Raw genomic sequence first — 12,927 nt, forward strand, 5'->3', positions numbered from 1 at the left:
AGGACATCAACTCGGTTCAATGCGCCACCCCCGCTGCCACGCTTTCATCAATAAAGCGCCCTTCGGTGAAGCGGTTCAGACCGAATGCGCCGGCCAGTGCGCCGGGTTCGCCTTTGGCGACGGTTTCGGCCATGGCCCAGCCCGATCCTGGGATCGCCTTGAAGCCGCCGGTGCCCCAGCCGCAGTTGATAAAGCAGTTGCCCAGCGGCGTCTTGCCGATGATGGGCGAGCGGTCGCCCGTCACGTCCACGATGCCGCCCCATTGGCGCAGCATTTTCAGGCGCGAGATGATCGGAAAGGTCTCGACCAGGGCGCGCACGGTTTCCTCGATGTGATGGAACGATCCGCGCTGGGTGTAGTTGTTATACCCGTCGGTACCGCCGCCAATCACAAGCTCGCCCTTGTCGGACTGAGACATGTAACCGTGCACGGTATTGGCCATCACAACCACGTCGATGCAGGGTTTGATCGGCTCGGACACCAGAGCCTGAAGCGCGACGCTTTCCATCGGCAAACGGAAGCCCGCCATGTCAGCCAGATGGCTTGCGTTGCCCGCCACCACCATCGCCAGCTTGTCGCAATCAATCTGTCCTTGGTTGGTGTCAACGCCCGTGACCTTGCCGCCTGATTGGCGCACACCGGTCACTTCGCATTTCTGGATGATGTCCATGCCCATGTCAGAGCACGCCCGCGCATAGCCCCACGCCACCGCATCGTGGCGCGCGGTGCCCGCGCGGTCCTGCCACAACGCGCCCAGAACGGGATAGCGCGGGCCGTTGATGTTCATGATCGGCACCAGCTCTTTCACGCGCTGGGGGCTGATGAACTCGGTCTTCACACCTTGCAGCGCGTTGGCATGCGCCGTGCGCTCATACCCGCGCACCTCGCTTTCGGTCTGGGCCAGCATCATGACACCGCGCGGGCTGAACATGACGTTGTAGTTCAGGTCCTGGCTCATCGTCTCGTACAGAGACCGCGCTTTTTCATAGATCGCCGCCGAGGGGTCTTGCAGATAGTTCGAGCGAATAATGGTGGTGTTGCGACCCGTGTTGCCACCACCCAGCCAGCCCTTTTCGATGATCGCCACATTGGTGATACCGAAATTCTTGCCCAGATAGAACGCCGTGGCCAATCCGTGGCCACCTGCGCCCACGATGATCACATCGTATTTCTTCTTGGGTTTCGGCGATGCCCAGGCCCGCTCCCATCCCTGATGATAACGCGCAGCTTCCCGCGCAATGGCAAATGCCGAATAACGTCGCATGCGATTCTCCCGATCGGGCAGAGTGTTCATGTCGTTTTTAGCGTTCAGCGACGATTTCGAAGCGCAATCCTGCGTCATATGGAAAGAAAAAGGCGACATGCCCGACGATTTTCTTTTCCCAGCGAGAACGTGATTGTCGCAGGGGGTCTTTAAGGGTTTTGTCCGACCTCGTTGCGCATTACATCAAGGGGAAACGCAAGCTCGCGGAGGAAACATGGTTTTCTGGCTGATCATCGGGGCGCTGACCCTTGCCACCATTCTTGTTCTGGCGCGGCAGATGCTGCGCCCGCGCAACGATGAGAACCTGACCGATGGCGATGCCACCCGGCTCAGCTCTGACATGAAGGTCTATCGCGACCAGCTCAACGAACTGGACCGTGACGTGGCGCGCGGCACCGTGACCGCACAGGACGCCGACCGCGCCCGGGTCGAGATTTCGCGCCGCTTGCTGGAAGCCGACAAGGCCGCACAGGCCAAGGCGCGGCCAACGGATGCCCCTCAGACAATCAGCCAGGTCACGATCGCCCTCTGTGCCATTCTGTTGGCCACGGGTGCGTTCGGGCTTTACTGGGTGCTGGGCTCGCCGGGGTTGCAGGACCTGGGACGTGACAAGCGCATCGCGATGAGCCAGGAAATGCGCGAAAGCCGTCCCAGCCAGGCCGAAGTCGAAGCCGAAATGCCGCCCTGGCCCGGCCCCCCTGCCGAAGCGCCCGCCGACTATCTTGACCTGATCCAGGGCTTGCGCGATGCGGTCGCCAAGAACCCTGACGACGTGCGGGGGCTGGACCTGCTGGCCCAACACGAAGCCGCCCTTGGCAACATGATCGCCGCCCGCAAAGCGATGGGACATCTGCTTGAGGTGAAAGGCGACGCCGCCACGGCGGATGATTACGTCAGGCAAGCCGACCTTCTGGTCAACGCCGCCGGTGGCTTCATTTCACCCGAGGCGGAAGAGATGCTCAGAAATGCGATGGCGCGTGACCCCAATCACCAGCTGGCGCGTTACTACACCGGCCTGCTGTTTGCCCAGAACGGCCGCCCCGACATGGCGTTCCGCCTGTGGCGCGGGCTGCTCGAGGAGGGGCCGGAAACTGCGATCTGGTGGACCTCGGTGCGCTCGCAAATCGGCAGCCTCGCGGCCTATGCCGGTGTTGACTACACGCCGCCGGAAGCCCCAACGCGCCCCGCTGCCCCGAACCTGTCCGGCCCCAGCGCCGACGACATCGCCGCCGCACAGGAGATGAGTGAAGAGGATCGCACCGCGATGATCCAGGGGATGATCGACCAGCTCTCTGACCGGCTCGCCACCGAAGGCGGCACGCCCGAGGAATGGGCCCGCCTGATCAGCGTGCTGGGCGTCGTCGGCAATACCGAACGCGCCAGCGCCATCTGGGACGAAGCACAAACCCGGTTCAAGGACCACCCCGAGGCGCTGACCACGGTACGCGATGCCGCCCGACAGGCCGGGGTTGCCCCGTGATCCTGGACACGGTCGAAGCCTTCGCCTGCGCCCTGCCCCCGATGACCGCCCTTGCCGGTCTGGACCTTGGCACCAAGACCATCGGCGTGGCGGTGTCCGACCGGATGCGGCAGATCTCGACCCCTTTGGAAACGATCAGGCGCACCAAGTTCACCGCCGATGCAGCCAGAGTGCTGACAATCGCAAAGGAGCGTGACCTGGGCGGTCTGATCCTGGGCCTGCCCCGCAACATGGATGGCAGCGAAGGCCCGCGCGCCCAATCCACCCGCGCCTTTGCCCGCAACCTCGAAAAACTGACCGACCTTCCGATCACCTTTTGGGATGAACGTCTGTCCACCGTCGCCGCCGAACGCGCCCTGCTCGAGGCGGATACGTCCCGAAAACGTCGCGCCGAGGTGATCGACCACGTCGCCGCCGGGTATATCCTGCAAGGTGTATTGGACCGAATGAGGCATCTGTAATGTCGGACGACATCTGGAAACGGGACGAGGTGGACAGCCCCTGCATCAAGGTCTGCGTCGTTCACCCGACGGCGCGCATCTGCACAGGATGCTATCGCACGATGGACGAGATTGCCGGCTGGTCCCGCCTGTCACCCGATGCCCGACGCGCGGTTCTGGCGGACCTGCCAGGCCGAAAATCGCAAGTGGCAACACGGCGCGGGGGTCGCAAGGGCCGTCTCGCATAGACGTGACCATTGCGACCGGAAACGTGAAACGGCCTGACAGGTCAGCCCCCTATGATGCTCAGGATGCATGCGGAAAAAGGGCTGGCCATGACACTACTCATTCGATGTGCGATCACGCTTTCGATGCTGGTGATTGCGTCCCCCCTTTTCGCCATCGACTGGAAAACACGCCCGACCGATAACCGGCTTGACCAAACAGACCTGACCCGCCTGATCACGGGCCAAACCCTGACGTTCCATGACGGGGCTCTGTCGGTCTTCCACACGGACGGAAGGTACGCCTACACCTATGGCGGCGGGGGAACGTGGTTCGGGCACTACCGGATCGAAGCGGATGGCACGGCCTGCATCACCTTCGTGACCGGGATGTCCCGCTGCGACCTGTACGTATTGCATGAGAACGATCTGGTGCTGATCACACAGGAGGGGCTTCGCTTCCCGATCCGATCCATCACACAAATCTCACAATGACCACCAGCGGCGGCCCCGAACAAAGGGGCCTTGCCCCTCGCACCCTTGGTGCTCACTCCAGGATATTTTCAGCCAGAAGAACACGGGGGCGGCTCTCCAGCCGTTGAAGGATCGGCAGGCTGAATGGTCATGTCTATGCCGCCTACCGCGCAGTTGCGTGTCATCCGCGCTTCTTCTGGCTAAAAATATCCTGGGGGTGAGAGCCCTTGGCTCGAGGGGGCAACGCCCCCTGTTCCCGTTATTCAGCGGCGGCCTCGGCCTGTGCGTCGAGCTCCGCGGCACGCTTTTCGACAAGGTCGACGATATGGTCGATCATCTTTTCATTGTCGAGCTTGTGATCCTGCTTGCCCGCCAGATAGACCATACCCGACCCGGCGCCGCCGCCAGTGAAGCCGACATCCGTCATCAATGCCTCGCCCGGCCCGTTCACCACGCAACCGATGATCGACAGGCTCATCGGGGTGTGGATATGGGCCAGGCGCTCTTCCAGGGTGGCGACGGTCTGGATCACGTCAAACCCCTGACGGGCGCAGGACGGGCAGGAAATGATGTTCACACCCCGATGGCGCAGCCCAAGGCTTTTGAGGATCTCGAACCCCACTTTCACCTCTTCCACCGGGTCCGCAGACAGGCTGACGCGGATCGTGTCGCCGATTCCGGCCCAAAGCAGGCTGCCCAGACCGATGGCGCTTTTGATGGTGCCGGACACAAACCCGCCCGCTTCGGTGATGCCCAGGTGAATCGGGGCGTCCGTTGCGTCGGCAATGCCATGATAGGCGGCGGCAGACAGGAACACGTCTGACGCCTTCACGCTGATCTTGTAGTCGTGAAAATCATTGTCTTCGAGGATGCGGATATGATCCAACCCGCTTTCCACCATCGCCTCGGGGCAGGGTTCGCCGTATTTTTCCAACAGATGACGTTCCAGCGATCCGGCATTGACGCCGATACGGATCGAGCATCCGTGGTCCTTCGCGGCTTTGATCACCTCGCGTACGCGGGTCTCATCGCCGATGTTGCCGGGGTTGATCCGCAGGCAGGCCGCGCCCGCTTCGGCCGCTTCGATGGCGCGTTTGTAGTGGAAATGGATGTCGGCCACGATCGGCACCGGGCTTTCGGCGGTGATCTCTTTCAGGGCTTTCGTCGACGCGACATCGGGGCACGAGATGCGCACGATATCGGCCCCGGCCTCGGCCGCCGCCAACACCTGTGCCAGAGTTGCCTTTACATCCGAGCTGTCCGTGTTCGTCATCGTTTGCACGGCAATCGGTGCGCCGCCACCGACCGGCACATTGCCCACCATGACCTGCCGCGATTTCCGACGTTCGATATTGCGCCAGGGACGGATTGGATTGTGAGACATGGGGATCCCCCTTTCGCCGACAAGTTTGCGGTCAGGGATAGCGCGCGGCGGGCGTGGCGACAAGCACACAACGCCTCGACCGGGCTGTGATTTCAGTGGTTACCGGGACAGGTTCAGCTCGGCCACATAGGTTGCCAGATCGGCGTCGTTTTCCATGTTTGCGACGGCGAAGGCTTCTGTCAGCGCCTCTTGCGACAGGGCCACGTTCTTCACCACCGACGGGCCGTCCCCCGAAGGACCATAGGCCGTGCCGTTCACGGCGAAATAAACGGACCCGGCATTGCCGGTGCGCATCACAGGGGCCTGTTCGGTCTTGGGCAGCACATAATGTTCACCCGCATCCAGAATTTTCTCAAAGATCACGGTGCCGTCCGCCGATTGGATGCGAATCCACGAGGGACGCACGGCGAACACCGCGACCTCGGCGGCTTGCGCGCCCAGCACCTGTACGGCTGGTGCCGCATTGGCCGGATCGCCTTCGGCCGTCGCCGACGTTTCGTTCACAGCCAGCCGCGGGGTATCACGATCAGCAATCGTCGCGCCGTTCATGGGCGTCCCGAACGATGTCGGCGCTACCCCCAGATCGGGCGTGGTCACACCGGCCAGAACGCCAACACTCGCCGGATCGAGCGTCGAGATCGGCGCATCCCGATGGGTCAGGACAGGAACCTCCAGGGCTTGCGGGCGATAAAGCCGATCCAGAGCTTCGGCCGATGGTGGCTGGCTCAGGCCCGCCCCCGCTGCGGCCAGCAGCTCGGATCCGTCCTCATCCCGAAACGATGCAGGGCCGTCGCCCACATCCGGCAATTCGGCCAGCACGCCCGGCGTCTGTTCAATCGGCGCGAAATCGACGCGCTGTATTTCCTGCAGCACTGACCATCCGCCAAAGCCAAGCAATCCGATCAGCGCCGCGAGCACGGCAACCGATCCAACCGCACCGGGTTCGATCCCGGCAAAGATGCTTTCGGACTGGGGCACCCAGTTCGCATTCGGATTTGCCAGCGGGTCGCCGCTGTGATCGGCCCGTTTCGCGACGGGTTTGGATTTGTCCGCCTGCTTCGAGACACTTGCCGACAGGCCGTGCGCCGTCGTGAATCCGCTTTCCTTGCAAAAGGTCTTGTAGGCCCATTCCGGGTCCATCCCCAGATAGCGGGCATAAGAGCGCACATAACCGGCGATGAAACCCTGCGTTTCGAACGCGGAAACATCGGCGTTTTCGATGGCGGCGATATAGGTGGCCTTGATCTTCAATTCACGCTGGACATCCAACAGCGATTTGCCAAGCGTGGCGCGTTCGCCTCGCATGACATCGCCAAGCCGCAGGTCATAAGAATCAAAGCCCGTCGGCTTGTCTTCTTCCTCGACCCGAGGCGTGTTCCAACGCCCGATCATACAGCTGCTCCTCGTGCCTCATGTGTCCCGTTTGAAGCCAACGATTCGTGTGCGCTGCCTTCCCTGAACGGAGGTTAACATATTCTCACAAAATGTGCAGTCAGTGATCCAGCTTAAGCTGACAGTTCGGCGCGATTTAGCTCACAATGTGACCATAGTTGGTCAAGCGCGTTGATCAGCGCATCCATCTCTTTCGGCCCGTGCACCGGGGACGGGGTGAACCGCAACCGCTCGGTGCCGCGCGGCACCGTCGGGAAGTTGATCGGCTGGACGTAAATTCCGAAGTTTTCCAACAACATATCAGACAGCTGTTTGGTGTGGACCGGGTCACCGACAATCAGCGGAACGATGTGCGAATCATGGTCTATGATCGGCAAGCCCAGCGCCTTCAGGCGGGTTTTCAGGACCTTGGCCTGGGTCTGGTGCGCGTCACGCAGGGCCTGATCCGTTTTCAGGTGCTTGACCGACGCGGCGGCCCCTGCGGCGACGGCAGGCGGCAGCGAGGTGGTGAAGATGAAGCCCGGCGCATAGGAGCGCACGGCGTCGCACATTTTGGCCGAGGCCGCGATATAGCCGCCCATCACCCCATAGGCTTTGGCCAATGTGCCGTTGATGATGTCGATCCGGTGGGCCAGGTTGTCACGCTCTGACACCCCTGCCCCGCGCGGGCCGTACATGCCCACGGCGTGAACCTCGTCGATATAGGTCAGCGCGCCGAACTCATCGGCCAGATCGCAGATCGCTTCGATCGGGCCGAAATCGCCATCCATGGAATAGACGCTTTCAAACGCGATCAGCTTGGGTGCCGCAGGATCGTCGGCTTCCAGCAATTCGCGCAGGTGGGCGACATCATTGTGGCGGAAGATGCGTTTCGCCCCGCCGTTGCGGCGCACCCCTTCGATCATCGAGGCATGGTTCAGCGCATCGGAATAGATGATCAGGCCGGGAAACAGTTTCGGCAATGTCGAGAGGGTCGCGTCATTGGCAATATAGGCCGAGGTGAAGATCAGCGCGTCTTCTTTCCGGTGCAAATCCGCGATTTCGGCCTCAAGCCGCTTGTGGTACACGGTCGTGCCGGAAATGTTGCGTGTCCCGCCCGAACCAGCGCCGGTCGCCTCGATCGCTTCGTGCATGGCGTCGCGCACGGCTGGGTGTTGGCCCATGCCAAGATAGTCATTGCCGCACCAGACGGTCACGGGGGTCTCAGACCCGTCGGGTTTCTTCCAGGTGGCGTGGGGGAACTGGCCCTGACGGCGCTCGATCTCGATGAACGTGCGATAGCGGCCTTCGTCATGCAGGCGTTGCAGCGCTGCATCAAGCTCGTGATTGTAATCCAAGTTACCCTCCTGGCCGGTCTGATCCTGTTCGTTCGCACAACATACAGGGTATCACCTCACAAACATATTCAAAAATTGGATATGTTTTTCCCCGAATGTCATTTCTTGCCGTGTTAACGGTTTCGGTTTGGGTTTTACATTGATCCATCTCAAACGGAACCCTTTTCAGGGATTCCGCGACACTACGCCCCCTTTCTTGCGCAGGGTGGACAGGACTTTTGGGACTGATAGGGTCTGCGCCAAACACACCTGCTATTGGAGCATTGCAATGACGCTCGACCCTGTTCTGGACCGCATTGATGCGGATCTTGACGCCGCAACGGACCGCCTGCTGGAGTTGCTGCGCATCCCGTCCATTTCCACCGACCCAGCCTATGCCGTTGAATGTCAGAAGGCGGCGGACTGGCTTGTGAACGATCTGAAATCCATTGGGTTTCAGGCAGATAAGCGGCAAACCCCCGGTCATCCGATGGTCGTGGCCCACGCGCCCGGCCCGGAGGGTGCCCCGCATCTGATGTTCTATGGTCACTACGACGTGCAACCGGTGGACCCGCTGGATCTGTGGGACAGCCCACCGTTTGAACCCGCCGTGGAAGACACGCCCGCAGGTAAGGTCATCCGGGGTCGCGGGTCGTCGGATGACAAGGGGCAGTTGATGACTTTCGTGGAAGCCTGCCGCGCCTGGATTGCCGTCCACGGCACCCTGCCCGCCCGCATTTCACTGTTTTTCGAGGGCGAGGAAGAATCAGGGTCGCCGTCGCTGATCCCGTTCATGGAGGAAAACCGCGAGGAACTGACCTCGGACATCGCGCTGATCTGTGACACGGGGCTGTTCGAATCGAAAACTCCGGCGATCATCACCCAGTTGCGCGGCATGAGTTGCGAGGATTTCACCATCACCGGGCCTGACCGCGACCTGCATTCGGGCATGTATGGCGGTATCGCGATGAACCCGATCCGCGTCCTGACCCGCGCGCTGGCCGACCTGCATGACGACACGGGTCGCATAACCCTGCCCGGCTTCTATGACGGGGTCGAAGAGCTGTCGGACGACATGCGCGCCCAGTGGCAGGGGCTGAATTTCGACCATGCGGCCTTTCTGGGCGATGTCGGGCTGAAAGACCCGGCGGGCGAACAGGACCGTATGCCGATCGAAATGCTGTGGTCACGCCCCACCTGCGACGTGAACGGCATCTGGGGCGGTTATACGGGCGATGGGTTCAAGACCGTGCTGCCCAGCAAAGCCTCAGCCAAGGTCAGCTTCCGGCTGGTGGGCAAGCAGGACCCCGACGCGATCCGCAAGACCTTCCGCGCCTATCTGGAAGACCGCCTGCCCGACGGGTTCACCATCGAATACCGCACGGAAAAGGGCTCACCCGCCGCGCAGGTCTCGACCGACAATCCGATGTTTGAACAGGCCCGCAAGGCGCTGACAGATGAATGGGGCATTCCGGCGGCCTTCGCAGGGTGTGGAGGTTCGATCCCCATAGCCGGGTATTTCAAGGATATTCTGGGCGTCGATGCAATGCTGATCGGCTTTGGCAAGGATGACGATAACATCCACAGCCCGAACGAGAAATATGACCTGGAAAGTTTCCACAAGGGCATTCGAAGCTGGGCACGCATTCTGGCAGAGCTGAGCTGAGCGATCGCGAACCTCCGGTCCGGCACTTGGCGTGTCGGGCCGACCCCTATCCTTCGCGCGATGTCGGGCCGGACCGATAATACCGCGCCAGCTTGATCAGCAGGATCACCCACGGCCCGCCATGCATCAGCAGATCCAGAATGTCCAAGGGGCGCACCAACGTGCCGGAGAACAGCATCACCAGCTTTTCCCAGATATGAGGCGGGGCAAAGGGGGCAAGACCGATGGTCAGGCAGAAAATGATGACGATCGGAAATGACATGTCGTCGAAGATCGACATCATTCCACGCTTTTCCATGCCCGTCACAATCCTGCATTCCTGACTATTGGTCGCCAACGAAGGCAGAATATCGCCCGGACCACGGGCTGACGATGTGGTGAAGTGGCGCGGTTGACGGGGCTCGAACCCGCGACCCCCGGCGTGACAGGCCGGTACTCTAACCAACTGAGCTACAACCGCGCGTGGCGGCGTGAATACAGCGGGCATGATGGGTCGTCAATGGGAAATCATATGTCGGCGGACAGCCCCCCGCCATAGAATCCCAACTCCGAAAATGAAAACGCCCCGCCAGGGGCGGGGCGCTTTTCAGGCAGTGGTGGCGCGGTTGACGGGGCTCGAACCCGCGACCCCCGGCGTGACAGGCCGGTACTCTAACCAACTGAGCTACAACCGCTCACTGCCAAGCCTTGCGGCTTGTTCGGGCGTTCTAGGCCGCAGGTCGGGGGGCGTCAAGCGGCCAATGTCGTTTTTGCAGATTATTTTTCGATCACCTGATGACCGCCTTCGGCAGACAGGTGAAAGATGATCCCCTGACCGCCCGGAAGCCCCAGCATATCGTGTTCGTTCAGGCCCAACCAACGCGCACGCAACACCCGTGACAGGATGCCATGCGTGAAGATGACGGCCGGACCCGCAAGTTGCGACAGGAACGCATCCACCCTGCGCGCCAGATCCAGATAGGTTTCGCCGCCGGGCGACGTGAAATGCCAGCTGATCGGATCCACTTCCGCCAAGGACGCCAGCGCGGGCCAACGGGCATTGATCTCGTCCTGCGTCAGCCCTTCCCACGCCCCGAACGCGATTTCGCACAAGCGGGCATCCCGTTGCACGGACCACCCCAGCGGCTCCAGCGCCAGTGCCGCCGTCTCCAGCGCCCTGCCCTGTGGCGAGCTATAGGCGCGAACGTCATCGCGCCCGGCAAGCAGCCGGTGCAGTGTCACCCCGATATCACCGGCCTGCTTGCGCCCCTGTGCGGTGAGCGGCGAGTCCAACCGCCCCTGGTGACGCCGGGCCACATTCCATTCGGTCTGACCATGTCGAATGACAAACAATTCGGGATGATACATCACCGCCCCTATTCAATCAGCAGGTTCGGTCAACCCGCGCGCACTTCGTAGATACAATATGATCCGGACGAAATGTAAGGAAATGACGGGGATATATGGTGGGTCGTGAGAGGCTCGAACTCCCGACATCTTCGGTGTAAACGAAGCGCTCTACCAACTGAGCTAACGACCCGCCCTGCTGCTAATAGCCTTGGCCAACAGGGGATTGCAAGAGCGGTTTTGCGTCAGTAGGCAAAAAATCTGACCCTCGTCCGGTCACCGCAAATGGTTGCACTTTGCCTTACGTCACGTATGGTGCCGACACCCCATCAGCGAGGATCACGAACGTGTCGGCCCCAGTCGTGCCCAAAGGCGTTGCCCATGTTGACATCGAGGCTCCGGACAGCCCCGAGCCGATCGTCTTTGTCCTATTGCCCAACCTGTCGATGCTGGCCTTCACCTCAGCCATCGAACCCCTGCGGATCGCGAACCAACTGACAGGCCAAAATCTGTATTCATGGACCACCATGTCCGAAAACGGCGAAAACGTGCGCTGTTCGAACGGGATCGAGATCGGCATCGACCGCGCCTTGGGAGATACGCCCACAGACAGTCGTATCTTCATCTGCTCCGGCGTGCAGCCGGAACTGTCGACCAGCAGCAAGGTGGCGGATTGGACACGCCGGCAGTGGCGCCTGGGCCGTACGGTCGGGGCCTTGTGCACGGGGGCCTATACACTGGCCAGGGCGGGCATCCTGTCCGGTCACAAATTCACCCTGCACTGGGAGAACATCGCCCCGTTTCGGGAACATTTCCCGGACCTTGATCCGGTCGAACAGCTTTACACGATGGACAACCGCGTGATGACCTGTGGTGGTGGATCAGCCGCCACGGACCTGTTTTTCAAGCTCATCTATGACACGCACGGGCCAGTGCTGGCGCAGGCTGTCCTGAACATGTGCCTGCATACGGTGCAACGGTCGGAAACGGATCGGCAGCAAAGCTCGACCTCGGCCTCGATCGGGGTGCGCAACGACAAGCTGGTGCGCGTCATCAACTATTTCGAAGCGCATCTGGAAGACCATATCAATCTGGACATCGTCACCGACGAACTTGGTATTTCGCGCCGCCAGATGGAGCGGCTGTTTCGTCACTATCTGGACACGACCCCCAAGAAATACCTGCAGAACCTGCGCCTGCAACGCGCCCGCATCCTGCTGGCGGAAACCAATTTGCCGGTTGTCGACGTGGCGGTGGCCTGCGGCTTCGAATCGGCGGCCTATTTCTCAAAACGTTTCCGCGAGGCTTTCGGCATGTCGCCGCACAAGTTCTCCACCGGCCATATCTGATGACCTTGGGTGGCATCCGATCTGAAAGAGAGAAATGGTGGGTGATAACGGATTTGAACCGCTGACATCTTCGATGTGAACGAAGCGCTCTACCACTGAGCTAATCACCCAACGGGGCAGCTTTTAGCGTCACTCATCCTCAGGTGCAAGGGCATCTTTCGCGGCGGTCATTGCTTTGTTGCGACGGATCTTGCAGATGATCACATCGGCGTCCGGCAAGGATTTCTGCCGGTTGAGCTTGATCGTGCCCAAAGGGGGAAGGCGCAGTTTTTCACCGCGCAGCAGAGCCGCCCCCAGTTCTTCCAAAACAGCCTCATAGACATCGCGGGCCTGATTGGGGCGCAGGTCGGCGCGCGCGGCCACACGCGCCAGCATGTCGCGAGTTTTGACCACCGGGTTGGCCGGGACATTCGGGGTGGCCTTGGTATCTGCTGCGTCCGGCGCGTTTCCGGCGGCGGGGGCCAGAGGGGGTGCCGCTTTGGCTGCGTCTTTGACAGTGGTGCCTGTTTTCGCGCCCGCCCTGGCCGTTGTTTTCGGGGCGCTGGTCGATTTGGATTTTGTTTTGGATGTCGCACGTGCAGCCATGATGCTTTCTTTCCATTTGGGCGTGAA

The 12,927-nt window shown here is 61.2% G+C and carries 13 protein-coding genes, 4 tRNA genes and 1 pseudogene; 6 read left to right on the forward strand and 12 right to left on the reverse strand.

The window, feature by feature from the left end; genetic code table 11:
- Positions 1-16 precede the first annotated feature (16 nt).
- On the reverse strand, positions 17-1,264 hold the full coding sequence (locus IE188_RS01540; protein ID WP_191284712.1) for a sarcosine oxidase subunit beta family protein: 1,248 nt from the start codon (positions 1,262-1,264) through the stop codon (positions 17-19).
- Positions 1,265-1,478: 214 nt separating this feature from the next.
- Between IE188_RS01540 and ccmI the strand changes: the two genes are divergently transcribed.
- From ccmI to IE188_RS01560, 4 genes are all read left to right on the forward strand, one after another.
- A complete protein-coding gene (gene ccmI / locus IE188_RS01545; protein WP_191284713.1) occupies positions 1,479-2,744 on the forward strand; it encodes a c-type cytochrome biogenesis protein CcmI in 1,266 nt (421 codons plus the stop codon).
- Positions 2,741-3,205: a Holliday junction resolvase RuvX gene (gene ruvX, locus IE188_RS01550; protein ID WP_191284714.1), complete on the forward strand. Its 465-nt coding sequence runs from the start codon at positions 2,741-2,743 to the stop codon at positions 3,203-3,205. The genes ccmI and ruvX overlap by 4 nt, the downstream gene beginning before the upstream one ends.
- Positions 3,205-3,432: a DUF1289 domain-containing protein gene (locus tag IE188_RS01555; protein WP_191284715.1), complete on the forward strand. Its 228-nt coding sequence runs from the start codon at positions 3,205-3,207 to the stop codon at positions 3,430-3,432. Before ruvX ends, IE188_RS01555 begins: the two co-directional genes overlap by 1 nt.
- An 87-nt stretch (positions 3,433-3,519) precedes the next feature.
- Positions 3,520-3,903, forward strand: coding sequence for a hypothetical protein (locus IE188_RS01560; protein ID WP_229836401.1), 384 nt, complete (start codon positions 3,520-3,522; stop codon positions 3,901-3,903).
- 238 nt (positions 3,904-4,141) lie between these two features.
- On the opposite strand, the gene ispG is transcribed toward IE188_RS01560, so the two are convergent.
- From ispG to hemA, 4 genes and pseudogenes are all read right to left on the reverse strand, one after another.
- Positions 4,142-5,266 (reverse strand): flavodoxin-dependent (E)-4-hydroxy-3-methylbut-2-enyl-diphosphate synthase, encoded by a 1,125-nt coding sequence (gene ispG / locus IE188_RS01565; RefSeq protein WP_191284716.1) that lies wholly within the window; start codon positions 5,264-5,266, stop codon positions 4,142-4,144.
- Positions 5,267-5,365: 99 nt separating this feature from the next.
- Complete coding sequence (locus tag IE188_RS01570; RefSeq protein ID WP_407648170.1) at positions 5,366-6,406, reverse strand: DUF4115 domain-containing protein; 1,041 nt, start codon at positions 6,404-6,406, stop codon at positions 5,366-5,368.
- Positions 6,407-6,658 (reverse strand): annotated as a pseudogene (locus IE188_RS16870) (helix-turn-helix domain-containing protein); the annotation flags it as partial.
- A 113-nt stretch (positions 6,659-6,771) separates the two neighbouring features.
- Complete coding sequence (gene hemA, locus IE188_RS01575) at positions 6,772-7,995, reverse strand: 5-aminolevulinate synthase (protein WP_191284718.1); 1,224 nt, start codon at positions 7,993-7,995, stop codon at positions 6,772-6,774.
- A 268-nt stretch (positions 7,996-8,263) separates the two neighbouring features.
- Here hemA and IE188_RS01580 point away from each other — a divergent pair, with 268 nt between their 5' ends.
- Positions 8,264-9,640, forward strand: a complete 1,377-nt coding sequence (locus tag IE188_RS01580) for a M20/M25/M40 family metallo-hydrolase (RefSeq protein WP_191284719.1) — start codon at positions 8,264-8,266, stop codon at positions 9,638-9,640.
- Positions 9,641-9,686: 46 nt separating this feature from the next.
- Here the strand turns inward: IE188_RS01580 and IE188_RS01585 are convergent, their stop codons facing one another.
- The 5 genes from IE188_RS01585 to IE188_RS01605 all read right to left on the reverse strand — a co-directional run bounded on the left by IE188_RS01585 (position 9,687) and on the right by IE188_RS01605 (position 11,159).
- Entirely contained in the window at positions 9,687-9,938 is a 252-nt protein-coding gene (locus IE188_RS01585; protein WP_191284720.1) for an RND transporter, read from the reverse strand.
- A gap of 85 nt (positions 9,939-10,023) precedes the next feature.
- Positions 10,024-10,100, reverse strand: a tRNA-Asp gene (locus IE188_RS01590).
- Between the two features lie 137 nt (positions 10,101-10,237).
- A tRNA-Asp gene (locus IE188_RS01595) sits at positions 10,238-10,314 on the reverse strand.
- A gap of 82 nt (positions 10,315-10,396) precedes the next feature.
- Positions 10,397-10,987 (reverse strand): histidine phosphatase family protein, encoded by a 591-nt coding sequence (locus IE188_RS01600; RefSeq protein ID WP_191284721.1) that lies wholly within the window; start codon positions 10,985-10,987, stop codon positions 10,397-10,399.
- Between the two features lie 96 nt (positions 10,988-11,083).
- A tRNA-Val gene (locus IE188_RS01605) sits at positions 11,084-11,159 on the reverse strand.
- Positions 11,160-11,313: 154 nt separating this feature from the next.
- On the opposite strand from IE188_RS01605, the gene IE188_RS01610 reads away from it, so the two are divergent.
- Complete coding sequence (locus tag IE188_RS01610; RefSeq protein ID WP_229836404.1) at positions 11,314-12,315, forward strand: GlxA family transcriptional regulator; 1,002 nt, start codon at positions 11,314-11,316, stop codon at positions 12,313-12,315.
- A 35-nt stretch (positions 12,316-12,350) separates the two neighbouring features.
- On the opposite strand, the gene IE188_RS01615 is transcribed toward IE188_RS01610, so the two are convergent.
- Together IE188_RS01615 and IE188_RS01620 are read right to left on the reverse strand one after the other, a co-directional pair.
- Positions 12,351-12,425: transfer RNA gene (locus tag IE188_RS01615), tRNA-Val, on the reverse strand.
- A gap of 19 nt (positions 12,426-12,444) precedes the next feature.
- Positions 12,445-12,900 carry an HU family DNA-binding protein gene (locus IE188_RS01620; RefSeq protein WP_191284722.1) on the reverse strand — a complete coding sequence of 152 codons (456 nt, stop codon included), beginning with the start codon at positions 12,898-12,900 and terminating at the stop codon, positions 12,445-12,447.
- Positions 12,901-12,927 lie beyond the last annotated feature (27 nt).

The sequence above is a fragment of the Aliiroseovarius zhejiangensis genome (assembly GCF_014656375.1).
GTDB classification, from domain to species: Bacteria; Pseudomonadota; Alphaproteobacteria; order Rhodobacterales; family Rhodobacteraceae; genus Aliiroseovarius; species Aliiroseovarius zhejiangensis.

Excerpts from the sequence above, each read along its gene's own strand:
- IE188_RS01540 (WP_191284712.1), bottom strand. The coding sequence starts at position 1,264 with ATGCGACGTTATTCGGCATTTGCCATTGCGCGGGAAGCTGCGCGTTAT.
- ccmI (WP_191284713.1), top strand. The coding sequence starts at position 1,479 with ATGGTTTTCTGGCTGATCATCGGGGCGCTGACCCTTGCCACCATTCTT.
- IE188_RS01555 (WP_191284715.1), top strand. The coding sequence starts at position 3,205 with ATGTCGGACGACATCTGGAAACGGGACGAGGTGGACAGCCCCTGCATC.
- IE188_RS01560 (WP_229836401.1), top strand. The coding sequence starts at position 3,520 with ATGACACTACTCATTCGATGTGCGATCACGCTTTCGATGCTGGTGATT.
- ispG (WP_191284716.1), bottom strand. The coding sequence starts at position 5,266 with ATGTCTCACAATCCAATCCGTCCCTGGCGCAATATCGAACGTCGGAAA.
- IE188_RS01570 (WP_407648170.1), bottom strand. The coding sequence starts at position 6,406 with ATGGACCCGGAATGGGCCTACAAGACCTTTTGCAAGGAAAGCGGATTC.
- IE188_RS01580 (WP_191284719.1), top strand. The coding sequence starts at position 8,264 with ATGACGCTCGACCCTGTTCTGGACCGCATTGATGCGGATCTTGACGCC.
- IE188_RS01585 (WP_191284720.1), bottom strand. The coding sequence starts at position 9,938 with ATGGAAAAGCGTGGAATGATGTCGATCTTCGACGACATGTCATTTCCG.
- IE188_RS01600 (WP_191284721.1), bottom strand. The coding sequence starts at position 10,987 with ATGTATCATCCCGAATTGTTTGTCATTCGACATGGTCAGACCGAATGG.
- IE188_RS01620 (WP_191284722.1), bottom strand. The coding sequence starts at position 12,900 with ATGGCTGCACGTGCGACATCCAAAACAAAATCCAAATCGACCAGCGCC.